Source organism: Paenibacillus sp. MT124 (assembly GCF_058792755.1).
The window spans coordinates 3,962,052-3,985,796 of the sequence record NZ_CM179500.1; the positions used below are offsets into that span (position 1 = coordinate 3,962,052).

General features: G+C 45.8%; 22 protein-coding genes. 1 reads left to right on the top strand and 21 read right to left on the bottom strand.

Annotation, left to right across the window (positions count from 1 at the left end; genetic code table 11):
• Window positions 1-45: 45 nt before the first annotated feature.
• The 20 genes from AC3RCI_RS17790 to metH form a co-directional block, all read right to left on the bottom strand.
• Window positions 46-1,596 (bottom strand): ABC-F family ATP-binding cassette domain-containing protein, encoded by a 1,551-nt coding sequence (locus AC3RCI_RS17790; protein WP_095286466.1) that lies wholly within the window; start codon window positions 1,594-1,596, stop codon window positions 46-48.
• Between the two features lie 138 nt (window positions 1,597-1,734).
• Window positions 1,735-2,730 (bottom strand): hypothetical protein, encoded by a 996-nt coding sequence (locus tag AC3RCI_RS17795; protein WP_492525812.1) that lies wholly within the window; start codon window positions 2,728-2,730, stop codon window positions 1,735-1,737.
• The gene (locus AC3RCI_RS17800; RefSeq protein ID WP_336781981.1) at window positions 2,717-3,268 is read right to left on the bottom strand and encodes a hypothetical protein; all 552 of its coding nucleotides are present in this window, start codon (window positions 3,266-3,268) and stop codon (window positions 2,717-2,719) included. Before AC3RCI_RS17800 ends, AC3RCI_RS17795 begins: the two co-directional genes overlap by 14 nt.
• Window positions 3,265-3,663 (bottom strand): hypothetical protein, encoded by a 399-nt coding sequence (locus tag AC3RCI_RS17805; RefSeq protein ID WP_336781982.1) that lies wholly within the window; start codon window positions 3,661-3,663, stop codon window positions 3,265-3,267. The genes AC3RCI_RS17800 and AC3RCI_RS17805 overlap by 4 nt, the downstream gene beginning before the upstream one ends.
• Window positions 3,664-3,679: 16 nt before the next feature.
• Window positions 3,680-4,165: an ABC transporter permease gene (locus AC3RCI_RS17810; RefSeq protein WP_095286462.1), complete on the bottom strand. Its 486-nt coding sequence runs from the start codon at window positions 4,163-4,165 to the stop codon at window positions 3,680-3,682.
• 64 nt (window positions 4,166-4,229) lie between these two features.
• The gene (locus AC3RCI_RS17815; protein ID WP_492525814.1) at window positions 4,230-6,296 is read right to left on the bottom strand and encodes a hypothetical protein; all 2,067 of its coding nucleotides are present in this window, start codon (window positions 6,294-6,296) and stop codon (window positions 4,230-4,232) included.
• A complete protein-coding gene (locus tag AC3RCI_RS17820) occupies window positions 6,286-8,112 on the bottom strand; it encodes an ATPase, T2SS/T4P/T4SS family (RefSeq protein WP_336781984.1) in 1,827 nt (608 codons plus the stop codon). The genes AC3RCI_RS17815 and AC3RCI_RS17820 overlap by 11 nt, the downstream gene beginning before the upstream one ends.
• Window positions 8,113-8,119: 7 nt before the next feature.
• Entirely contained in the window at window positions 8,120-8,950 is an 831-nt protein-coding gene (locus AC3RCI_RS17825; RefSeq protein ID WP_492525816.1) for a CpaE/TadZ family protein, read from the bottom strand.
• On the bottom strand, window positions 8,947-9,660 hold the full coding sequence (locus tag AC3RCI_RS17830; RefSeq protein ID WP_492525818.1) for a hypothetical protein: 714 nt from the start codon (window positions 9,658-9,660) through the stop codon (window positions 8,947-8,949). Before AC3RCI_RS17830 ends, AC3RCI_RS17825 begins: the two co-directional genes overlap by 4 nt.
• Before the next feature lie 74 nt (window positions 9,661-9,734).
• Entirely contained in the window at window positions 9,735-10,751 is a 1,017-nt protein-coding gene (locus tag AC3RCI_RS17835) for an SAF domain-containing protein (RefSeq protein ID WP_492472470.1), read from the bottom strand.
• Window positions 10,752-10,781: 30 nt separating this feature from the next.
• Window positions 10,782-12,257 carry a serine/threonine protein kinase gene (locus tag AC3RCI_RS17840; RefSeq protein ID WP_492525820.1) on the bottom strand — a complete coding sequence of 492 codons (1,476 nt, stop codon included), beginning with the start codon at window positions 12,255-12,257 and terminating at the stop codon, window positions 10,782-10,784.
• Between the two features lie 179 nt (window positions 12,258-12,436).
• On the bottom strand, window positions 12,437-13,486 hold the full coding sequence (locus AC3RCI_RS17845; RefSeq protein WP_336781989.1) for a 23S rRNA (cytidine(2498)-2'-O)-methyltransferase RlmM: 1,050 nt from the start codon (window positions 13,484-13,486) through the stop codon (window positions 12,437-12,439).
• A gap of 6 nt (window positions 13,487-13,492) precedes the next feature.
• On the bottom strand, window positions 13,493-14,266 hold the full coding sequence (locus tag AC3RCI_RS17850; RefSeq protein ID WP_154894359.1) for an ATP-binding cassette domain-containing protein: 774 nt from the start codon (window positions 14,264-14,266) through the stop codon (window positions 13,493-13,495).
• 2 nt (window positions 14,267-14,268) lie between these two features.
• Window positions 14,269-14,586: a thioredoxin family protein gene (locus tag AC3RCI_RS17855; RefSeq protein ID WP_154893801.1), complete on the bottom strand. Its 318-nt coding sequence runs from the start codon at window positions 14,584-14,586 to the stop codon at window positions 14,269-14,271.
• Window positions 14,586-14,924: a cyclic-phosphate processing receiver domain-containing protein gene (locus AC3RCI_RS17860; protein ID WP_095286453.1), complete on the bottom strand. Its 339-nt coding sequence runs from the start codon at window positions 14,922-14,924 to the stop codon at window positions 14,586-14,588. The genes AC3RCI_RS17855 and AC3RCI_RS17860 overlap by 1 nt, the downstream gene beginning before the upstream one ends.
• 20 nt (window positions 14,925-14,944) lie before the next feature.
• Window positions 14,945-15,793, bottom strand: coding sequence for a deoxyribonuclease IV (locus AC3RCI_RS17865; protein ID WP_336782078.1), 849 nt, complete (start codon window positions 15,791-15,793; stop codon window positions 14,945-14,947).
• On the bottom strand, window positions 15,783-16,604 hold the full coding sequence (locus AC3RCI_RS17870; protein ID WP_492525822.1) for an Fpg/Nei family DNA glycosylase: 822 nt from the start codon (window positions 16,602-16,604) through the stop codon (window positions 15,783-15,785). The genes AC3RCI_RS17865 and AC3RCI_RS17870 overlap by 11 nt, the downstream gene beginning before the upstream one ends.
• 6 nt (window positions 16,605-16,610) lie before the next feature.
• Window positions 16,611-17,420 (bottom strand): TIGR01457 family HAD-type hydrolase, encoded by an 810-nt coding sequence (locus tag AC3RCI_RS17875; RefSeq protein WP_336781992.1) that lies wholly within the window; start codon window positions 17,418-17,420, stop codon window positions 16,611-16,613.
• Window positions 17,421-17,768: 348 nt separating this feature from the next.
• Window positions 17,769-18,713 carry a ribonuclease Z gene (gene rnz, locus AC3RCI_RS17880; RefSeq protein ID WP_492472466.1) on the bottom strand — a complete coding sequence of 315 codons (945 nt, stop codon included), beginning with the start codon at window positions 18,711-18,713 and terminating at the stop codon, window positions 17,769-17,771.
• Window positions 18,714-18,787: 74 nt separating this feature from the next.
• Window positions 18,788-22,228, bottom strand: coding sequence for a methionine synthase (metH, locus tag AC3RCI_RS17885; protein ID WP_336781994.1), 3,441 nt, complete (start codon window positions 22,226-22,228; stop codon window positions 18,788-18,790).
• 179 nt (window positions 22,229-22,407) lie between these two features.
• On the opposite strand from metH, the gene AC3RCI_RS17890 reads away from it, so the two are divergent.
• Window positions 22,408-22,953 (top strand): cupin domain-containing protein, encoded by a 546-nt coding sequence (locus AC3RCI_RS17890; RefSeq protein ID WP_095286447.1) that lies wholly within the window; start codon window positions 22,408-22,410, stop codon window positions 22,951-22,953.
• Between the two features lie 92 nt (window positions 22,954-23,045).
• Here the strand turns inward: AC3RCI_RS17890 and AC3RCI_RS17895 are convergent, their stop codons facing one another.
• Window positions 23,046-23,720, bottom strand: a complete 675-nt coding sequence (locus AC3RCI_RS17895) for a GntR family transcriptional regulator (RefSeq protein WP_336781995.1) — start codon at window positions 23,718-23,720, stop codon at window positions 23,046-23,048.
• Between the last annotated feature and the right edge of the window lie 25 nt (window positions 23,721-23,745).

Here is a 23,745-nt window from a genome sequence, read left to right on the forward strand (position 1 = left end):
TGGCTGAATGTTTTGATTGTAGAGCACTAGATTGCTCCGCAACAACTAGTTTTTCTCAGACCAGGCTTCAACGTCCCATGTCTTGGTGACCCAATCCTGATAAAATTCAGGTTCATGCGAAACGAGCAGCACTGTACCTTTAAACTCTTGTAAAGCTCGTTTTAGCTCCGCTTTTGCTGTTACATCCAAGTGGTTTGTCGGTTCATCAAACAGGATCCAGTTGCTTTCACGCATCAGAAGCTTGCACAAGCGAACTTTCGCTTGTTCTCCCCCACTAAGTGCACTCAGCGGACGAGTGATATGCTCGTTTTTCAAACCACAGCGGGCCAGATGCCCGCGTACTTCATTCTGAGTTAGATGGGAGAATTCGTTCCACACATCTTCAATTGGGGTAATGTTACCAGCCCGAACTTCTTGTTCAAAGTAAGCCGTTTCCAGATAATCCCCCAGGAACGTTTTACCGCTGATCGGCGGGATTTTGCCCAATATGGTTTTAAGAAGTGTCGACTTACCTACACCGTTACATCCAACAATGGCTATTTTCTCACCACGTTCAATGGTCATTGTCATCTTAGGCAGCAAAGGGTAGGAATAACCAATCTCGAAATCAATTCCCTCGAATACTGTTTTGCTGCTGGCACGGGCATCTTTGAATTTAAATGTCGGCTTTGCTGCTTCATCCGGGCGATCAATTCGTTCAATCTTGCCCAGCTGTTTCTCACGGCTTTTGGCACGTCCGGAAGTGGAGGCTCTTGCCTTGTTACGCTGAATGAAATCTTCCTGTTTCTTAATATATTCCTGCTGTTTCTCATAAGCGTCGATATGTTGTGCTTTTTGCATATCGGCCATTTCAAGAAACTTATTGTAGTTGGCAGCATAACGCGTCAATTTAGCAAATTCCAGATGATAAATGACGTTAACGACTTCATTCATGAACTCCGTATCATGTGAAATCAGGATGAATGCATAAGGGTAATCTTTCAAATATCGCGTTAACCATTCAATGTGCTCCACGTCCAGGTAGTTTGTTGGCTCGTCCAGCAAAAGAGCCGTCGGTTTCTCGAGCAACAACTTGGCGAGCAATACTTTGGTCCGTTGTCCCCCGCTTAGAGCAGCGACGTCACGATCAAGCCCAATAGCGGATAATCCGAGGCCATTCGCCATTTCTTCCACTTTTACATCAATCAAATAAAAATCGCCCTGCTCAAGCTGCTCCTGGATTTCACCCATTTCTTCCAGCAGTTTTTCAAGCTGGTCTGGGTCTGCATCAGCCATCTGGTCTGTAATGGCCATCATTTCTTTTTCCAGTTCAAGCAGGGGAAGGAAGGCATCTTTTAAAACGTCGCGGATTGTTTTGCCCGGAGTCAGCTTGGTATGCTGATCCAAATATCCGTAACGGACTTTTGGTGTCCACTCTACTTTCCCGCTGTCTTTCAGCAATTTTCCGGTCAAAATGTTCATTAAAGTGGACTTTCCTACACCATTTGCTCCGACCAAGCCTACACGCTCTCCTGCAAGTAAACGAAAAGATACATTTTTAAATAACGTGCGGTCACCAAAATTGTGACTGACGTTCTCCACTGACAATAAACTCATGAGATGAGGTTGCTCCTATCTATTTAACATTACTTTTTATTCGGTATTGTTGATACCGGTCAAGTTCTGAACTGAAACCCTATTTTAGCACAGGACCTGCCTTTTCTGAAAGCAATGTAGTAAGCGCAGCAGTCTTACTTAGTGAACAACCTTGTTTATGAAACAATTCCCCTCAAAATACCCCGCCGCCGCGGCCTGCTTCGCATCGGTAAAAACTTCTTCAGCTCGGAAGTTATTCTTACAAGTTGCTGGATAATAATACTTTATGCCGGTAGAAGGTTCTATCCCTCCAATGACTGCTGTTCTTTTAACCAACCTTCCTCCACCGATGGCATAGGTGTTTACCTTCTGGATCCCTACAGGCAAGCCTTGAATAAAGGCCATGATCCCCGTATCATTAATCGTATTGTACCAATCCTCCTGAGAAATAAGAGGCAAGGTAAACGTATAGGATATCCCGTTTCTTCTTGCAAACTCATTATGCCGATTAATGACTTCAGCGAGATTCTCCTGTACGCTCATGACGATGCGAGTTTGTCTGACCTGCTCAAACGAATCTGAATTTTGCAGCAATGGAATTCCACTAGTCGAAGCGAGTTCCCTTTGAAAACCTTCAATCCATTTACCCTGAACGGCATCATAAGCATAAACATAACCGTCAAGTGTAAAATTAATGCTGCTGCCGTCTGAATCTGAATATGTATAAGGCATTTTAGGACTCCATACCTGGTGGTACGAATCATCAATCTCACCAGTCATCTCCGCTTCCTTAGCTAAGATATAATAACCATCGTAATCCAGTACAACTATGGCCGGTATGTAATCAAACAGTGCTTGTATTGCCTCTGGATCGTCATGTATGCCCATATTTAAGGCCATCGTCTGAGTGAATGTCTGAAGCGCCAGTTCCTTATCTGCCTTTACGAATTTGGTGGAATCATATCCTGCTTCACTGTTTTGCTTCTCATTCTGATGCATTACGTTTCCCGCGTCCAATACAGCTGTTTGGAGGGCTGATCTATACCTTTGATTAAGAAGCTGAACTTCATCCGCATCATGGGTATTCCGAGAAACCATCCAAAAAAAGGGTAGAAATACGAGAACAAACACAATGGACAAATCAGTAATCTTCATTGAGAACCATGCCTCCATAAGTGGTAAACACTGCTGCCGCAGGAGCCGTACCATTCAGCCACTCGCGAATCAGCATGGCTGATGTCCGATTGGTATTTTTAAGTGTAATCGTGAAAAAGTCACCCACGGTCAGCGTGTATCTACGAAGCGGATCATCGGCTGCGTACGCGCCCGAGACAGGGAACATTTTTTCTAAAATTTGCGCTGAGTAATATGCATCCTGTACCGTCTCATATGTTCCTGTAAATGTACCTTGATCCATCGGATCCGTGTAATGAGGAACATATTTTTTGTGCAGATGCTCCATGGAAATATCATAAACATTGCCTGTTCGCGCCAGCTGTTCTTCAAATTCGGCATACATCCCAGGAGAAATGTAACCTTTCGTTCTGACTGAATCCACAAAGCGGGTAACCGTCTGATATGTGACCATTCGCGCTATATCGTCTTGTCGATCTGCCGTTTCCGCAGTCGGATATACATATAGCAGAAGTACTGCCAGCATAACTGCTAGCAGCTTGGATACAGCATTTATCAATTGATACTGGCCTCCCTCCAAAATGCAATTCGAAGCAATTCCCCGCTATCATCTCTCATAAACTCCGGTTTATAGGAAGCGGACACGTGAACAGGTATGGTCGCACTTCGGTTGATAAGCGGGTCTATCGTATACTTTTTCCCGTCAACCTGCACTTCCACCGCTGTACCCGTCATTTGTCTAACCGTATGTAACACCTCAGCTCCGCTGTAACGAAGGGGTTTGCTTATTCTTAATGTCGTATTTATTCTTCCTTCCATGTCTTCATTCGTGTGCACGCTGGAACTCAAAGCACTGGCCAATACGCTAACGCTTTGTTGTCCATATAGACAGGCTGTTACAAACAGGACAATTGCAGTACAAAACAACATGAGCTGCTGAGTATTCTGGGACAATGGAAACCAACTCCTGTCAGGATTGCTGGAAGATTAGTCCTCTCACCACATTTGATTTGTCTTTAACGATAACGGCCTTGAACTTTCCACTTGGGTTAACGTATTGATTGTCCTTTTCGCTCATCGTCTGATTAATACTGCCCACTTTGTTATCTGGAGCAACGACTGAACCGTAGTCCGCATTATTAATATCCTGAGAAATGTTCAACTCATTGCCATACCACTGACCACCCTTGTTTTTTCCTGTAATGACCTGGATACCAAATTGATCCTTGTCCGCATATTTTCGCAGTGCGTTAGTAACTTGGGAGCCACTGATCGTAGTCCCGTCATACACCGTAAATGCGGCCTGAGACAATTCTGTCTGAATGTCCGCAAAATTGTTTTGCGCTGTTTTGGTCGCCTCCTGAGCAGAAATAAACAGCAGCACTACAATCGTAATAAGGGCAATCGTCAAAAAGATCCCTGCGGCTACCTTTAAAGCACTTGAAGCATTATTCATGTTAAATCCTCCTAAGTTTTGATAAATAAATGTACATCAGCCTGAACGGGTTCAACCTGAACCGCTACAGCTTCTGAATTTGTTCATAATAAATGTTCATTTGCAGGAAGCTCATACCAACAAGCGGGATGACCAGATAGAGAAAAATAAGGGCATACATCGGGGTAAAGCCAATCATTCTGCCCCATGAGGCTTTTACATCTATCATTCTGGTATACTCCTGCTTCCGCTGATCAAAATAAAAAGTCATCATGCTGTCCAGATCATCAAACGCTTCACGAATCGATATTTTACCGAGTGCAAGCTGCAGTTTGTCCACCAAACGCTGAAATTCAGGCAACCCTGCATCCTCTTTCAGCTGCTCGAGTGCATTTTCTGGTCCATGTTCAAAGTGAAGCAGACATTTTTGAAGGGGTCGTTTGAAAATGACGGCAAAGCGATTAAGCCATTCCAAAATCTCTTCAACAGACATCCGGTCCATCTCACGCAAAATGAAGATCACCGTCTGATATTGGTAAATTTCGTGTTTCATGTCCATACTTCGCATTTTACGCTGGAACATCATGAGCCATATGGGCATGTAATATCCCGCCGCGCCGATAAAGATGGCAATCAGCAGCTCCCACCAGTGCAAATACTGCTTGTTGTATACTTCGAGCTTTTGAATAATGCGCAGACTGGTCTCAGTTTGTGTAGCAGAGTCTAGTGGGATGGAGGAAACCTGTTGTAACATGTTAAACACGTCATCATAACTAGTTCCACGTTTCATGCCTAACCGCTCCATTACCTCTCGGTCCAAAGCTGTTTTTTCTGCAGCCTGATTCAGTTCCGCTTCGGCCATTGCTCCAAACATGCGGTCATCTCTTACCGGATCGTATAGAACATGATTTCGTTCAATATGATGAAGCAGTAATATACAACCGATAGCCAGTGCAAAGGAGCACACAAACAACATCAGTCTGCGGATCGCCAGCCACTCGTATTTTAATTCAGCGCTGCTCTCCCTCATCAGCCTTACGGTCTGGGTATAATTTGTACTTCCTGGTTTAGCAGCAAACAACATGGCCAATTTACGAATGAATTTTTGGTTGTACAAAAAACGGTCCATGATGGAAGGTTTGTGCCCTGAGCGGAATCGCGTTTCATCGTAATGCTGAAGTCTCTGCAACAGCAAGTAGGCCAAAATTATGATGATATAGATGGATATTTTGGTTATGAATCCAAGCTTGCTGCGGTAAAACTCATCCATGGTCGGGAAACTGCCTCTCGCCCAGCGTTCAATGGGAGCCGTAAATAATACCGGAGCCAGCGCAATCATGTTTAATCCTTTTAAAAGGTAATCCAACTTGTCCCGCCGTAAAATTTCCAAATGAATTTCCTGAGTCAGGTTTCCCAAACCTTTCAGGTAGATTGAACCTTGAGCTCTGTTCTTGTCCCCAAACTCCATTACCATATAGGAGATGCCAGCAAAAGCCTTAAGAAATCGGTTGGGGGCTATCTCGTAATACCTTTCCAACGCTTCATTGGGATCTGGTGAAGTCAGTGCCTCATAGATTAGCAATACCTGATCGGCTGCTTCACCCACACCAGCTTCTCCAGCTTCATAGAGTGCTTCTTCGATCATCCCGTGCTGGTGGTATCGATGTCGAACGTCCGCAAACAGATCCAACATTTGGACTAGCAGACGTTTCTCTGTGCGATTCAGCCACAAGTCCACGACAAGACTATGGATTACGACAGCGCAAAGTACAGACAAAATGACGAAAGCAATACCTGGTTGCATGAAGAACAGCACAATACTAATACTTCCATATCCTCCCACAACAATCAGAACAACAGTCATGGTCATACGTCGTAAAGATGCTTCGTCTCCAACATGTCTGAATGAGATCCGCTTCTGAATTAAATAGATGTAAGATGCCAAAATCGGCACCCTCGTACCCCAGCGATAGGAGTGCAGCAGAAATGACCTTAACCGGACCGTTCGATTGGCAACAGGTGTTGTTGCTCCAGGAACTCTACCGCTTAAGCCCTTCCCCCTCTTTTGAAAGAATTGGAGAGTCAGGAGCGTAATCACGAGCCCGGAGACACATATACCCAGCAAAAGGATAAGCCACGATTTAGTTGTCATGCATATCACCCCAGTGCCGCTCAATAAACTGTTCAAACTGTGCAGCATCGTGCAATGTCATTTGGTCCCGCATATCCATGATGCAGCTAGGTGACAGGGGAGCGGTTACCACATATTCGCCATCCTTGTATTCAATGACATTCCGAAAAGCAAACCCTGCCCGTTCTTCCACACTGTCCACCTGATCAGCACGAGGCAGGCACTCTGTAATTCGCTCTATGTATCTGCGACCTTCAGGATCCTTTTTCATGTGCACATCAAAATTGATGACACTGACGACCTGTTCCTCAGCAATGTGCTCATGTTGAAACATGCCTGTTTTGAGCAAAGAGTTGCGGAGCGAGAATACCAGATCCCGGAATGTCTTGGCATGGTGGGTAAACAGAGTGAACAAACTCGCCACCTGCGACATTTGAATCATCCAGGCAGCAACCTCATCACTCGCAACCTCTCCCAGTATGTTGACTGTTCCATCTGTTTTTTTCTGCAAATCCAGTCCTTGTTGACCTGAAATATGTTCCGTCTCCCGAAAGCTCAAAATATTACGACGACTGTAGATTCGACGCAGCTGCAGCTCGAATGCCATTTCTTGTACACGCAGAGTGTATGAGGCATAGATATGCTTGACCATCGCCATCAGCAGCGTCGTTTTACCAGATCCCTGAGCACCAGTCACAGCTGTAATACGACTTCCTTTCATGAGGTACTTCAGTAATGTGATTGGCAGTTCGGCATTGCTGCCGGTTATTAATTGCTCAAGCGACGCATTGGGAATATCGAATTTCCGGACAAAAAACGCCCATGATTCTGCAAAAGGAGGCCGTACCACAACGACACGAGAGCCATCCTTCATTTCGTTAACCTTATATCCATTCGCTTCAGATAACTGACCAGGATAATTATATTTATAAATATTCTGACAAACCCTCTTCAGCTCCCGTGTACTGCCAAACGATAAAAATGAAAGATGGATCGACTTCCCCTTGTAAAAAATCCAAACACTCTCCATACCACTTAGCGGAACTTCAACGGGTGTATCCTCCAAGCCATCTTCTAACAGATCATTCCAGGAAGCCGGGTGCTTAACTCCGATATCCTGCATGGCATCCAGCATACCGCTAACCCCACCGCTAACCCCGTCAATTCGCTGGTCTCTGATTTCATCTACAACCGAGAAGCCTTTGTAATGCTGGTATATCCGCTGGACGATAATATCCGTTTTTTCTCTAAATCCGAGTTCACGGTACTCGCATTCAAATACATACCGGATATCTTCCTCGGAAACATAATATCCACCGCCGTCCTCAGCACCATCCTCCAATCGGAGTTTGCCCAGATCGTAAGTGTCAATCAAGCGTGACAAGGCATCGACGCCGAACTGCTGTCGGTACAGGTAAAAGACAATTTCAAACTGGTCTTGAACGGATAACAGCTCGGGTTCCGCAAAAAGGATGACTTCATCCACATTGGTTTTATTCAGACCTATGCTTCGAGTAAGTAAGTCAGCGATCAGGTTCTTTACATAGGTTTTGTCACTTATGCTGCCAGAGACGCAGCCTTTCAGCGCTTTTCTCATCTCGGCACGCTGATTGATTCTCCTGCGATATTCTTCTTCATGAAGACCGATATCCGCAAGCTGACTATGACTTAATTCATGCAGCGAGTTCTTCACCTGTTCAGTCAGCGTTCCAATCGTAAATGCCTCGCGTTCAGGAGTTCCTGCATTTTTTTGCCGATGGAATGATTTCGTTTTGATCCAGATGTATGTCAAAACAGCTATTACAATAAAACTGATCGCTATTGTATTCCAGAGCATTAGAGGTTCAGGCTCCCCTTTCCAGCCTTTTCAGAACAGTGCGCATACCTGCACCGTCCATAATCAGGCGAGCAAGTTCAGCCATACTGGCGGCCATGCTTCCTTTTCGAAGATCTCTACTGTCACTCAATCCTTCAAGCTGCAGATACGTAGCCGTATCCCTCCGATTCACAGCATCCAGAAATGCAGTCGTATAAGGCACAATAGATATGGATCCCTTGTAACGGAAACGTCGGCGAATGTTGTTAAGAGTTGCCCTTGCTTGCGGATCATACTTGTTGATGACAACATGCATGTTTTGATTACTTAAGTGATCAGGTTTGTTGTGTTCAAAAAACAATTCCAGATCACGCATATTTTGTGTCAAATTCACTACAACATAATCAGCTTGAGCCAGCAGAACGGTCGCATCCATTCCCTCACGGTCCACATCCAGCAAAACCATATCGTAGTACTCATTTGCCACTTCCAGCAGTGCTTTCAACGTTTCAATGTGTTCTTTGGGCGTACGTTCCATCTGGTTAATTCTTCCGGTCAATAAATCCAATCTATCCCGTAATAGCGGCTTCGCGTAATCCTTCAAATTATGCTTATTGAGGCTTCCGCTTATATGTAGTCGTTCTACTGCATCCCAACCACCCTCTTCAAATCTGAACAGACTGTCAGCCTGCCCTAATTCCATAGATGGAAGCGGTGCTTCAATACCACTGCCGACTGGACCTGTGTTCACTAATAAAACTCGGGTCCTGTATTGAAGTGCCATGGCGTAGGCGCTAATTATTGCACTGGACGTACTGCCCGAACCTGCAAAAGGACTCCAAAACAAAATGTTGCTCATGCTCTCATCCTTTCCGCTTCCTTTATCGCTCTTCGACTACGAACACTTTCCCATCCAGTCAATTGTTCGAACAAACGACATAGTGATTTCTTGTAGCTCCGTGACAAAGGCCCTAACCGCACCCGACGGTGATGTTCATTTTCCAATTTCACCGCAGCAGTCAGTTCATCCCATGGAAGTATCAAAGATTCGCCTGTCCAAACAAAAGGACTTCCTTCCAGATAGGCCCATAGGTAACGTTCTTCCAATTTGCAGTCAACTGCATTAATCAGAATGCGCTGAAATGAAAGCTCTGTTGGTAATGATTGCTCTTCAAAAAGCCGCCTCAACCAGCCTTTTCCTCGTTCCAGATTGTAACGTTCATAATCACTCACCCAGACTCGAATATCAGCCGTGAGCCATAATTCTCTAGAGGCGAAATGGGAGGTTTCCATGTCATACAGGACAAAATCATAGGATTCCAAACCTTCTCCACTAGCCTCCAGATGACTCTCAACCGCGGCCGAAGTTACAAAGTGACAGGCAATATCAAAACCCTCAAATTCGGTGATACGTAGAGCATGGTGTCCTTCTCCAACCCCGTACCCATACTTTTGTTGTAAAGTTCCGTCAACCAGTAACACCCGCTTGCCTGAAGTGGCTAAAATTTTGCACAGATATAACATAAGATCATTTTTTTCACATAATCCAGCGAAAATCCAAGTGTGCACGTGACACTCAACTCCTTCCTTTTATGCATTAATACGTTGTTATCAGCATTATATTTTTGCATTTCGAATGTCTATTACTCTCCTCCGGTCAACAGGTTTTTCTGTTCATCCGTATATGCGGAAGACTCCGTGGATTGATTGTTTCCATTTGTCGTTTGCTGATTGCTTCCTGATCCGTCATTCCATATGACTTCGTCCGAAATATTGTTAGAGCGAGGTCTGCTGTTATGAGAAACGGATGATTGTGCAACATCTTGCTCAACGCTTTGGGAGGGCGCTGTCATGGAAGCAGCCAGAGAGCTCTCAAGTGAACTCCGTACCTGTCTCGACAACTCCTGTTCTGCCCTTCGAACAATGTTCGGGTCACTTTCAAGCAGTTTCAGCACTTCACTATTGGCAGGGTACGTTGGAATTGCAGCTGTCTGAAACTGAGGCTCAACATACGTTAGTGCATAAATTGAAGCTTTATGTAAATAGGCATCTACGATTGCGCTGGACAGCGACAAAATCTCTTCCTCGGTCATGGTAATCCACAACGTCGCTTCATTCAGGCGCTCTACTTTCTTCTTGGACAGAAGGATATAGTCCTGACCTGTTGGAAATTGGATGCGAATGTCTATATTATCGCCTTGTGCAAGTGAAGTGGGTAATAAAACGACCTGCAGTTCACGATTTCTTAGATCTGGCGGTGCTGGCGTGTCTTCATAAACCATTTCGGTTGTTATGGCTGTTCCTTTTTTCAGTTCTATTTTGGCTACTTGCCCATCCATCTCTTTGGTGCTGGACCATAAATTACGTGGCGCTTGAGCATCAGGTATCGCGATAAGCTTAATATCCTGGGGTAAGATCGGTTCTCCTGCTTCAACGTCACGTACCGTTACCCAGCCTTGTGCTCCTGTGTTCCATTGCTGCAGCAGCTCAGCTTCTTTTTGTTCGTAAGCTGAAGCATACTGGGACTCCATTTCAGATTTGGTGTCATTCATTGTAATCACGTTGTAGATGACATATCCCCCGAATAATAATCCTACTGCTCCCGCACCGGTTAATCCGGCATAGATCATTTGTCGGCTTTGTTTTCTTAATTTGGACAAAAAAGGCTCTCCTTTCACAAGCTCCTCTAATCATGATTTTATTCTTCTTGCAAAAAACGAACGCTTCTTGGGCTGCTGCCCGATCAAATGATTCAATATCTGGGCTAATACCTTGTCTGTCTGAGAATCCCTATCAAAAGGATCAATGTGCAATGGAAGTCCGTACACACTTGATGTATTCAAAGTTCTACGTACACGTTGAACAGCATCTGTGGCTGCAAGCGGCAAACAATAAATCCATTTGTCTCTCGGATAACGATGATGCGAACGAACAAATGCATTAATCTCTGCCTGCTTCCACTCAGCACCTGAGCCCACAACAATAGGCAGGTCTGCTCTCAGAAATTCCTCCAGTCGATTCTGATCCTGACCACTACCCAGATCCATAACGATGAATTGGTAGCTGCCACCCAACAGAGACAAAATGTCTGCTCGTCCGGACTGCTTCCAATAGTGCACTCCGTCTACTGCAAACTGTCTTCCTGCCGATAATGGTTTCCCAGCTTGGGCAACTTGCTGAATCCTTGCAAACGATTGGGAGCGCGGCGACATCTCGATGACTGCCACCTTAAACTGTTGTCTCTCCAGGTAATGGCTAATGGCTATGGCGGTATGCGTCACCCCAACACCGGAAGATGCTCCTGTCAGAGCAATAACTCTAGTTCCACCGCTAATTGTCAATGTTGTCGAATCATTACTCTCCGTTATTCCAGGTCTTCGAAGCAGTTCTTTGCGGACTTCATCGGCAGATTGGAAGCGTTCCTCAGGGTTCTGTCTCAACAATCGCCGTACAACCGGAATGTAAGTGCGAGGTACATCACTGCGTATGGAACTTTCGACGCCTTGTATCCATTCTGTATATGTACCACCCGTCATGAGGTAGAGCAGCAGTGCTCCGAGCCCATACAAATCCGATCTGGCATCCGTCTGTCCGGTACCGTATTGTTCGGGAGCAGCAAACCCTGCCGTACCCAGTTTCACCGTATCCTCTGTATGCTGAGCCTTGAAGCTGCGAGCAATCCCAAAATCAATCAACCTGACTTCATGGTCTGGGGTTATCATAATGTTGGATGGCTTCAGATCGCGATAGATCACTGCTGGATTCAGACCATGCAAATAACTGAGCACGTCAAGTAATTGGAGCACAAAATCTGTCATATGATCGAGGGGAATCTTTCCGCGACATTGCTTGTGATAATCACTCAGTGTCTGACCTTCAATGTATTCCATTACCAGGTACGTGTAGCCCTCTTCATCCGGTACAAAAAAATCAACAATCAACGGTAATCTGGGATGCCTGAGTGAGGTCAAAAGAGCAGCTTCCGTCTCCATACTCGATTCATATGGTACCGTAGCAACACTTTCTTTTATTGCCCAGGTTTTACCTGGCAACTTCATATCTTCTGCCTTATATACGTGACTCATCCCACCTGTACCCAGTACGGACTCGATTCGATATCGTCCTCCCAGCAGGCTTCCGTGTTCCAGCCTCGCCGGATGTCTCATGTATAATCCTCCTTTCTGCATAACAAAAAAGGGAAAGCTTACCGAAGTGCAACAGTCCGGTTATCCGGACTTGTCCACCTCGGGATGCTTTCCCTTGGATTCATTATGGTTAATATTGGTATCATTATAGTATACGCCACAAGATGTTGTAAAGTAGTAAATTTAAAATCTTTACCCGCTTAATATTTAATCATATAAAGTGTTATTTCCTCACGATTGTGAAACAATTGTTTGGATCGTTGAATCTGCATTCGTGAACGCTCAAACGTGTCAATGACTTCCTTGATCAGCGCAAGTGGTTTTTTATGAAGCAATTTTACCGTAACAACCGCTGTTCCACCGGATTGAAGACTGTATAACAAGTCCGAAACGAGTCGGCTCATCAATTTGGGACTCCAGCTCATGTCACAGACAAGCAGATCAAATTCACCTTCACGGAACCGAACATCACCTGCATTCTTTTTCAAAAACGTAAGTTTGGGCGATTCCAGAAGTGTGGCATCCATTTTGGCCGGGTCCACTGCTGTGACTTCTAGTCCTCGTTCCAGCAGAAAGGAAGTCCAACCACCAGGGGCCGCACCAATATCAAGCGCCTTGTGAAACGATGCAAAATCGATGCCAAATGTCTGCTCTGCCTCAAGCAGCTTGAATTTGGCTCGTGAGATCTGGCCTTCCTCTTTTTGAAAGCGTACAGCTCCCCCGTTCCAGTCGGAAAGGTTCTGTTCAGGTCGTGATATGCCAGCATACAATGCATCATCTGCCGCAAACACAGAAATAACAGAGTCTGCATCACGAACAACCCACTCACAGCCTAGTGTATCCAGCTTTTCGGTCAACCATTGCTTCAATGAAGCGGCGTTCTCCAGCCAAAATGAACCTTCCGTTTTACGAACCTGTAATGCCACTTTGGTTCCGGTCAACTCCGTATGGTTTGTAATAAAGGCAATCAGTTTCTCCATCGCCTGATCAGAATCTTCCGTATTCTCCTGAAACTGAACAGGCTGAATGTGACGTAAAAACGTTGGATTTTCCTCAAGGAGTTTGATCGATACCTCTTCTTCTGTTACCGGTAAGCCGGCAAGAAGGACTTCACCCGGTACAAGTACCGTGCTCTTAACAGCACCAAATGTACGGCGCAGTTCTTCCTGAGCATAGGGTGCAAAGCCATGATTGGCTGTGCAGATAAAACGGGAGAAGTTCCCTTCTCCGCTAGACGACTGTGTACTCAACTTGTGTTACCCTCCAGAACGTACGCGAATCCATGGTCGATCGTGATCCCACTCAATGTCGACCGGAATGTCATACGTATGCATAATTGTATCCTGTGTCAAAACTTCATGTTTGTTTCCTGCCGCAGCAATACGACCTTCGCGAATTAATGCTACATGTGTAAATAAGGGCATGATCTCTTCTACATGATGTGTTACATATACTACTGTTATATTGCGCTGACGAAGTCGGTCGATTTCAGCCAACATTTTTTCCCGTTCGTACAGATCGAGTCCAGCGCACGGCTCGTCCATAATTAGTAACTTAGGGTCCGCCATCAGTGAACGTGCCAGCATGACTTTTTTTCGCTCCCCCTGGGAAAGTGTACCGAGCGGGTGATTAGCCAGTTTAGCGAAGCCCATGTCATCCAGAAGATTCAAGGCTCTCGTCTTCACTTCATCGGGAATGGTCTGATAAAAACGCAAAAAGGCAAATGCACCTGTCGCAACTACCTCCCAGACCGGATCTCGCAATGTCAGTTTTTCAATCAGCGTTTGACTGATATAACCAATCTCTTTTCTGACTTCACGAACGTCACATTGCCCATATAAGTTCCCCAGCACCTCAATACGCCCTTGACTGGGGAACATATATCCATTCATCATTTCCAGCAGCGTTGTTTTGCCTGAACCGTTACGTCCCAGAATGACCCAATGCTCGCCCTGCTCAATATGCAGATGAACGTCATCCAGGATCTGATTATCCTCACGGCGGAGAGAAACATGCTCCATCGAAATAATCCTCATTTCAGGACCGCCTTTCGAATTTCATTTAGCAGGTGCTCCACCGAGGACATTCGGTAAATCATTTTAGGTACCTCCTGCTCTCCATCAAACAGCATCACTGCAGGTACGCTTGAAATTTTAAACTGCTGCACAAGATCCGGAATATCATGAATGTTCATTTCAAATAATGTGTTCTCAGGCAACAAATGCTCCGCGATTTCCAGCATTCTTCTCGCTGCAGCACAAGTACCGCATAAAGGGGTGTAGATAAATACAGCTTGAGGAATACCTTCCCACACACCGCGCATCAAAAGCTTCGAATGAATGGGCTTCATCAGCTAAGCTCTCCCGCAGCAACCCGAAGCATAACCTCACCTGTCATCGGACCGTTGTGTACCTTTACAGTGTCAGGTTTATTGGTATATAACAATTCGTACATCTGACGTTTGCCATACATGCTGGAGGTGTGTAAATAAATTTCGCGCGGAAACAGCCCTTCCCGTACAATGGCAGCTGCAACTTCTCCACCATTAGGCGAATCCGGACCCAATTCATAATCCAGGGACAGGATATCCACGTCACCTTCCCTGAGCAGCATCAGACATTCTTCAGCATTGGTAGCCAAGACAAATCCCTTGGGACATGACCGGTAATCATCCAAGAAAACATGCATACGACCACTCCTCTCCCCGTTTACAACCAGGAACGCATGACCTCAATATCATCTTTGTGCGTCCCATCCTCACCTGTCTCGGTTTCCAACACAACGACAGCCCGTTGGAACTCAGGTGAACTCAACAATTCTTGCATCGCTTTGCTTCCTATAAATCCCTGACCGATTCGCGCATGTCGATCCTTGCACGAGCCGGAAGCATATTTGGAATCATTAAAATGCACAGCAGCAAGTGCATCCCAGTACCCAAGCTGTCTGCCTTTCTGAAGCATATCCTGTTCACTATTGCTGTGCCACATCCCTGAAGCAAAAGCATGACATGTGTCAAAACAAAAAGCAATATGCTCCGGATATTGGCTCAGCTTGCGAATCTGAATCATTTCTTCCATGGTCGTGCCCATTGAACCGTGGTCACCTGCCTGATTTTCGAGCAAGATCTTTGCCTCTCCATTCCAGTCTTCCAAAACCGTATCCAAACAATGAATGAGATTCTGATATCCTTCAAGCGGCTGATCACTCTTAAGATGACCAAAATGAACAACCGTTCCTACTGAACCGCACACATCTGCAATGTGCAGATCATTCCTTATGGAAGCTACGGTAGCATGAAACCCCGCCTCTCCACGGGTCATGCCCAAAGCCGGATTCGTCGGATAGGGTGAGTGTGCAATGGACGCAATGCCATTCTCCTCACACCACTCCCGGCACAATTCAGCATTTTTAAGGTCAGGATCTTTCAAACCAAGGCTGCGGGGGTTCTTCGGAAAATATTGAAATGCCGTTGCCCCCATCTCATATGCCCTCTTGGCTGCTTGTAAAAATCCACCTCTCGTGCTGACGTGTGCGCCGATTCCGTAATTAGGCCTCATGCTGACAATTCGGACAGAAGAAAGCCTTCTTCCCCGTAATTTCCACTCGTGCAATCGTGCCTCCACAACGTGGACAGCTTTCCCCTTCGCGATCATATACCCTACATTGCTCATCAAAACTTCCTGTTTTCGTGTCCCCTTGCATCAGCGGCATTTCCATATAACCACCCTCCGAAGCTGCTTCACGGAGCACCGACTGCATAGAACGGAACAAACGCTCTGTGAGTTCTGGTGAACTGGCGATGTTCTGTGTTTTGGAACTAGGTCTCAAACCTGCAGCAAAAGCAATTTCATCCGAGTAACAATTGCCGATACCAGCAATAATGTGCTGATTAACCAGGGTCGTTTTGAGCGTTCCGCGGCGTCCTTTCAGCAATGAAGCAAAACGCTCAGGATTCATGCGTCGATCAAGTGGCTCAGGTCCAAGATCGGCCATGGCTTCTTCCGTTTCCTTGGATGTAAGCAGGTGCAAATAACCCAATCGGAGTCCACTAAAGAACAAGATATGATCACCAAATTGAATCTCAACTTGTGTCGACCGATCGGGACGATCTGCCTCAGTCCCCCAGTAAATCATGCCTCCCAGCATGAGATGGAGCACCAGTCGTTTACCGTTTGCCAAATGGAAAATAAGATGCTTCGCCCGGCGCTCGACAAAAATAATACGATTGCCTGTAAGTTCGCGCGTAAATTCCTCTGGCTCTTTATTGATGGATTTTTCCCGATTAACGACAACACCAGTAATAGGTAAATCAAGTATTTCTGCGGACAATAATGTCCGGTAGTTTTCCATTTCCGGCAGTTCCGGCATCTGTATCTATCCCTTCTTGGATGCTTGGCTCGCTTGTTGCGACAGCCACTCAATCAGTTTATGCAAATCATCAAACACATGATCAGGACGTATCTTGGTCGCGCTAATATGAGTGTCCATATTTTCTTTCGTTGTGACTCCGGTCAATACGAGCAATGTCTCGCATCCAGCTGCTGCTCCTGCTGCAATATCTGTACGCATATTGTCCCCGATCACTGCCACTTCATCAGCCCTTAAATTTAATCGATCAATCGCTGACTTCATAATAATGCTGGAAGGCTTGCCGATTACAGTTGGTGAAACACCTGTAGCCGCTTCGATCGCAGCACCAATGGTACCCGCTCCTGGAGTCAAGCCATCATCAGAGGGGAGCTGCAGATCTGGGTTGGTCAGAATTGATTTTGCTCCATCATTAATCCAGCGCAGTGCCTTGGTTAGTTTTTGGTAGGAAAATTCTCGGTCAATGCCTTGAATGACGTATTCCGGCTTTTCTTCCGTCCTTTGCAATCCTGCTTCATCGATAGCCTGAAGTAAACCAGCTTCTCCAATGCAGGCAACTCTTGCCCCAGGAGATTCTTCAGCTACATATTCAGCAGCAGAAACTGCAGAAGTACAAACTTGAGATGCTTCCGCTGGAATTCCCATTTCGTTCAAGTGATCTGCTACTCCTTGCGGAGTACGTGAAGAATTATTTGTTACAAATAAATAAGGTACTGCCTGTTCATTCAGTGTCTGAATAAGCTTGTCTGCCCCATCAATACGATGTCTGCCATGATAGAGTGTTCCATCCAGATCGATTAGATAGGCCTTAATCATACAGAGCACTTCCTTTCTTTTAGACCATTAACAATTCATGTCCTTAATTACATTTTGATGTTTTTTGATCCATAGCTATGTATTTCAAAAATAATACGGGCTTGCTCGTATGAGCACGCAACACGTCGAACCGAATCGAACCCAGACGTTTTCACTCGCGCGCCTTCTGTACAAGCTTGTCATTTCCTGCGCTTTCCCGGAAAATAATTTGGTTCATTTCCCTGCTCATATTGCCCATCCTACACGCTTTCCGATCAGATTGCAAAAGGGACCTCAGGGCCTTTCCCCTTCAGTCCCGCCTGAATTGCCGTCTTTAAACGAACATTTTTTGAAGTCCAACTGCCTTAATTATAACTGAGATCCATTCTGATGATGAATGACAGGAATTAACTGATGCTCATTCGCCAATCTGGAGTTGGGAAAAACGGCCTTTGCCTCGTCCAAAAGGGGCTGCAGCTGTTCATCATCCTTATAACGAGAGCTAAAATGAGTCATAATCAATTCTCCAACATCTGCTGCTCTGGCCGCCTCAGCCGCTTGCTTAGCAGTGCTATGATAGTACTCATGAGCGGTATCTGCCAAATCGTCCATAAATGTTGCTTCATGTACAAGTACATCTGCATGCTTAGCGAGGGGCAATACATTTGCACACGGTCGTGTATCTCCCAAAATGGTTATCACTTTGCCGCGTTTGGGAGCTCCTAATACATCCTCCGGACGAACAGCTTTGCCGTCATCCAGGGTAATCGTCTCACCGCGTTTAAGACGACCAAAAAGAGGACCCGGCTTCAAACCATACTCTGCCAGCTTGGCTTGATCGAGACTGCCTGGACGATCCTTTTCCGTAATTCGGTAGCCGTAGCTGTCGATCCGATGTTCCAGTAAAGCAGACTCTACAATGAAGCTCTCGTCTTCAAACAGCAAACCACCTGTATGCTCAACAATCTTCAACTCATAGTTAATCCGAGACTGACTTAACTCCATTACGGTTGTAATCATACGTTCTGTCCCAGGCGGTCCATAAACCGTAAGGGGTGTAGTCCCCCCCTGGTAAGCCCTGCTCGAAAGCAGGCCGGGAAGCCCGAATACATGGTCCCCATGAAGATGGGTAACGAAGATTTTCTCCAATTTACTCAGTTTTAGCGGTGAACTCAAAATTTGGTGCTGGGTTCCTTCCCCGCAGTCAAACAACCACAAAGCTCTTCGCTCATCCAACATGCGGAGCCCAATGGAAGTTACATTCCGCTGCAGTGTAGGTACACCAGCGTTAGTTCCCAGGAAATATAGTTCCATCCGGATTGCACCTCTTTCTGTTGCCAGCAAAAAGCCTCCGACGATGCGGAGGGCTCTGCCTGACCTCTTATTGACTATGCTTTTTCAACATTAAAATATTTGGCTTGCGGATGACTGAACACCATCGCGGATACGGAAGCTTCCGGCTCCATCATGAAGCCTTCCGTCAGTTCCACACCAATATCCTCAGGCTGCATCAGCTTGAAGAGTGGCCCCTGATCTTCCAAATCCGGACAAGCCGGATATCCAAATGACACCCGTATGCCTTGGTAACGCGCACCATGACGCTGTTTCATGGTCATGTTCGCCGGATCCGGGAAGCCCCATATATCTCTCATCATATGATGCACTCGTTCAGCTAATCCCTCAGCCACTTCAAGCGCTACAGATTGCAGAGCATGTGATCGAAGGTAGTCCCCTTGCTCCTTCCATGCCGTGGATAGTTCACGAACACCGTGACCGGCTGTTACAACCATGAATCCAACGTAATCCATTTCTCCGGATTCCACAGGCTTCAGGAAGTCAGACAGGCACAGGAACGGTTCAACCTTTTGCCGCGGGAATGTAAAGGTATGCAGAATATTGCTTGTATTCTCGGGATCGTAAATGATGATGCTATTGCCGCTGGATTGTGCTGGGAAGAAGCGATACATCGCATGTGCCTGGATAATTCCATCCCGGACTGCTTCTTGCATAATTCCGTCTACAACCGCTTTGAGATCGGTAGCTTTGGGATCACCCGAAGCGAGCAGCTGCTCCACAGAACCGCGAAGGCCAAGATGATGACCAAGCAGCATCTGCATGTTTACATACGGCAAAATGTGCGACAATGGATAATTACGCAGCGTGTGCCGCTCAAGATCCGGAGGAACAAGAACAGGATTGTCGATTGCGATATCCGACCGCTCTACTCGCGTAAGCTCCGGTAGCGGTTTAACCGCTTCTGTGCTGGACGCATCCGCTTCTTTTTCAGCCTCCATCTCCAGCTGCATGGCTTCACGGGAAACCGGGTTCATCAGCTTGTTAGCCAAATCCAGACCGTCCATCGCGTCCTTTGCGTATACAACCATTCCGTCATATTCAGGACGAATCCGGTTCTTGGTGAATTTGCGCGTAAGTGCTGCTCCGCCCACCATGATAGGTACGTCGATACCCGCTGTACGCAAATCTTGCGCGGTGACAATCATCTGCTGTGCCGATTTGACAAGCAAACCGGATAAGCCGATAGCATCCACTTTTTCTTCTCTATATGCTTCTATGATTCGTTCTGGTGGTACTTTTATACCCAAATTAATGATTCGGTAACCGTTATTGGACAGGATGATCTCCACCAGGTTCTTCCCGATGTCGTGCACATCACCCTTAACTGTTGCCAGAATGATTTTGCCTTTCACAGATGTTTCATTTTTCTCCATGAATTGTTCCAGATAAGCAACTGAGGCCTTCATTACTTCCGCACTCTGCAGAACCTCGGCAACGATCAGCTCGTTGTTGTTAAACAGTCGGCCTACTTCTTCCATCCCCTGCATAAGTGGCCCATTGATGACTTCAAGCGCTGAGTATTTGGCAAGAGCCTGTTCCAAATCTGGCAACAATCCCTCTTTGCTGCCTTCGACAACATAAGAGGCGAGACGCTCTTCTAATGAAAGATTCGAAATTTTCTCTTTCTTCTCAACCTTTTTGTTCCGGAATGCCGCTACGAATGCAGCGAGTGTTTCGTCATTCGTATTATAGAGCAGCTCTTCCGACAATCTGCGTTCTTCTTCAGGGATGGAAGCATAACGTTCCAGCTTCTCCGTGTTTACAATCGCGTAATCGAGTCCTGCCTTCGTACATTCATACAAAAAGACAGAGTTTAGGACTTCCCGACCGGCCTCAGGCAATCCAAATGAGATGTTGCTGATACCAAGAATCGTATGACACTCAGGCATAGCTTCCTTGATAACCCGAATCCCCTCAATGGTTTCCTTGGCAGAACCAATATACTGCTCATCCCCGGTGCCAACAGGGAACACCAAAGTATCAAAAATCAGGTCCTCAGCCTTCAATCCATACTTGTTCACCAGCAGATCGTATGAACGCTTGGCAACCTCCAATTTATCTTCCCGACTAATGGCTTGTCCACGTTCATCGATGGTACCCACTACAACGGCTCCGCCATATTTGTGGATAAGAGGAGTTACAAGCTCGAATTTCTCTTCCCCATCCTCAAGGTTAATGGAGTTAATTATCGCTTTACCTTGAGAGTACTGAAGAGCAAGATCGATGACCTTTGCGTCGGTTGTATCAATCATCAGCGGAACTTTTACTTTTTTGACGACCAGTTCGAGGAATTTTTCCATATCCTCAGCTTCTTCGCGGTCCGGGTCCTGCACACAAACGTCGACAACATGTGCTCCATTTTTCACCTGAGCGCGTGCAATTTCCGAAGCTTCCTCATATTTCCCTTCAACGATCAGGCGCTTGAATTTCCGAGATCCAAGCACGTTGGTCCGTTCACCAACCATATATGGACGATTATCCTGCTCTATATATACGGGATCGATACCGGATAATGCTGGCGGATGTGTTCCGTTCATTTCTCTTGGGGGGTACTTGGCAAGCGTATCACGCATCGCCCGAATATGTGCTGGAGTTGTACCGCAGCAACCTCCGGCAATGTTTAACCATCCCTGTTCGGCAAATGCTCCAATTTTCTGAGCGAGTGAATCAGGTGATTCATGATAATTACCATTTTCATCAGGTAGACCTGCATTCGGATAACAGCTGACTGCTACTGAAGCCATTCCGGAAAGAGAACGGATGTGGTCACGCATAAATTCCGGGCCTGTAGCACAGTTTAGTCCCACTGAAATTGGGTTAAGGTGTTCTAGGGATATATAAAAGGATTCGATGTTTTGACCCGCAAGGGTTGTTCCCATCGGTTCAATTGTCCCTGAAATCATCAAAGGGAGCTTAATTCCGCTCTGCTCGAATGCTTGCTGGATACCTATGCTGCCTGCTTTGACATTAAGGGTATCCTGCGAAGTTTCAAGCAGTAGCGCATCAACGCCTCCCTCAATTAAAGCGAGCGCTTGCTCGGAATAACTGTCGATGAGCTCCTGAAACGTTACGCCGCCCGTAACCGAGAGCGTCTTCGTTGTTGGTCCCATCGCACCTACCACATACCGTGGGGACTCTGGAGTCGAGAACCGATCTGCCGCAGCTCTCGCAATTCGAGCAGCTTCGAGGTTAATCTCGCGGGCACGATCCTGGATATCGTATTCGGCCAATACAACCGAAGTAGCTCCGAATGTATTGGTTTCGATTAAATCTGCACCAGCTTCCAGATATTCTTCATGAATGCGCTGGATGAGTTCTGGACGTGTAAGTACCAACATTTCATTACAGCCATCCAGATCCTCTCCGCCAAAATCTGCACCAGTGAGATCAACTTGTTGAATCATGGTCCCCATCGCACCGTCGAGGATTAATATTCGTTGTTTTAATGCATCATGTAGACTAAGCTTATCCAATAACTTCACCCCCGCAAAACGTTAAATCTTAGTTTAACAGAAACTTACTTATTGTGAAAGATCGGTTTTATTCAGCTGTATGGCGGGTTTCAGACGATTAAGGTCGAATTTGCGAATCGACAAAAAGGTAGACATCCGATATAATATCTATTAAACCAAGTGGAAAAGAGGGAAAGAACATGGCTGAAATTGTGATCAGAAATACGAACGAACGTATCACTGGAGACGAAAATGTTCGAAATTTCTTGGACAAATATGAAGTGCTCTATGAAAAATGGGACGCATCCAAATTAAGTGCTGAATTGCAAAATAACTTTGGATTGACTGATGATCAGAAAAACCAGGTCTTGGAAACCTTTGATTATGAAATCAAAGACCTCGCTGCACGTCGCGGATATCAAATCTGGGATGTCATCACCCTCTCCGAACAAACGCCAGATATCGAAGAAAAATTGGCCAAGTTCGAGGAAATCCACACACATGCCGAAGATGAAATCCGTGCCATTGTCGCTGGTAAAGGGATCTTTGTTATCAAAGGTACTGATGATGTAGGTTACTTTAATGTAGAATTGTCTCCTGGAGACGTCATTTCCGTACCCGAAAACACTCCGCATTTCTTCACTTTGATGGAGAACAAGCAAATTATTGCTGTCCGTCTCTTTATCGAAAAAGACGGCTGGGTTGCTGACCCGTATCCGGATCCTACGTTCATTAAGCAGGCCTAATCTTATATTACGGATATCGTTCATTCAACAAACCCCTGTCCATTTGAACAGGGGTTTGTTGCGGTTTGGATCAATATACAACATTAGATGGATTATATAAAATAATGTGGATACTTTGCTTTGACCGTCTCCTGTTCAACGACGACAAGTCTAAGGTGAGCTTCCATCACCTTCATCGCTTGTTCTGTTTGGCGCTCCTTGATGAGCTGGTAGATTTCCTTGTGTTGGGAGATAATAATTTCGGAATTCATGTCTTCGGACAAGCGAAGGATACGCAGACGATTAAACGGAATGTTAAGCTGCTGGAGCATTTTCCACGTTCTCATTTTTCCAGTTCCCTGAAACAGGATCTGATGAAACTCCTCATCCAGTTCAAACAGTCGATAGAAGTTATTCTTATCCATGCACACTTCCTGCATGGCGATATTGGTTTCCAATCTGAATTTGAATTCTTCTGCAAATGAGGCACACGCCAGCGCTACAATTTCCTTTTCTATTTTTTCTCGCATAAATCTGCCTTCTTCCACATGCTCCAGATTAATATGTGAGACGATTGTTCCACTCTGCGGGATAATATCCAAAAGTTCCTCTTCAGCAAGCTTCATAAAAGCTTCACGAACGGGTGTTCTGCTAACCTCAAGTTCATCCGCTATTTCTTTCTCTGAAATCTTCGTACCAGGTTTAAGCTCAAGGTGCAAAATTCTTTCCTTTATCAGCTCATATGAATAAGCCCGGGTCGAACCTCTAATCTTTTGATTAAGTGACATGCCTTAACCTCTTCCTCTCAGCCGT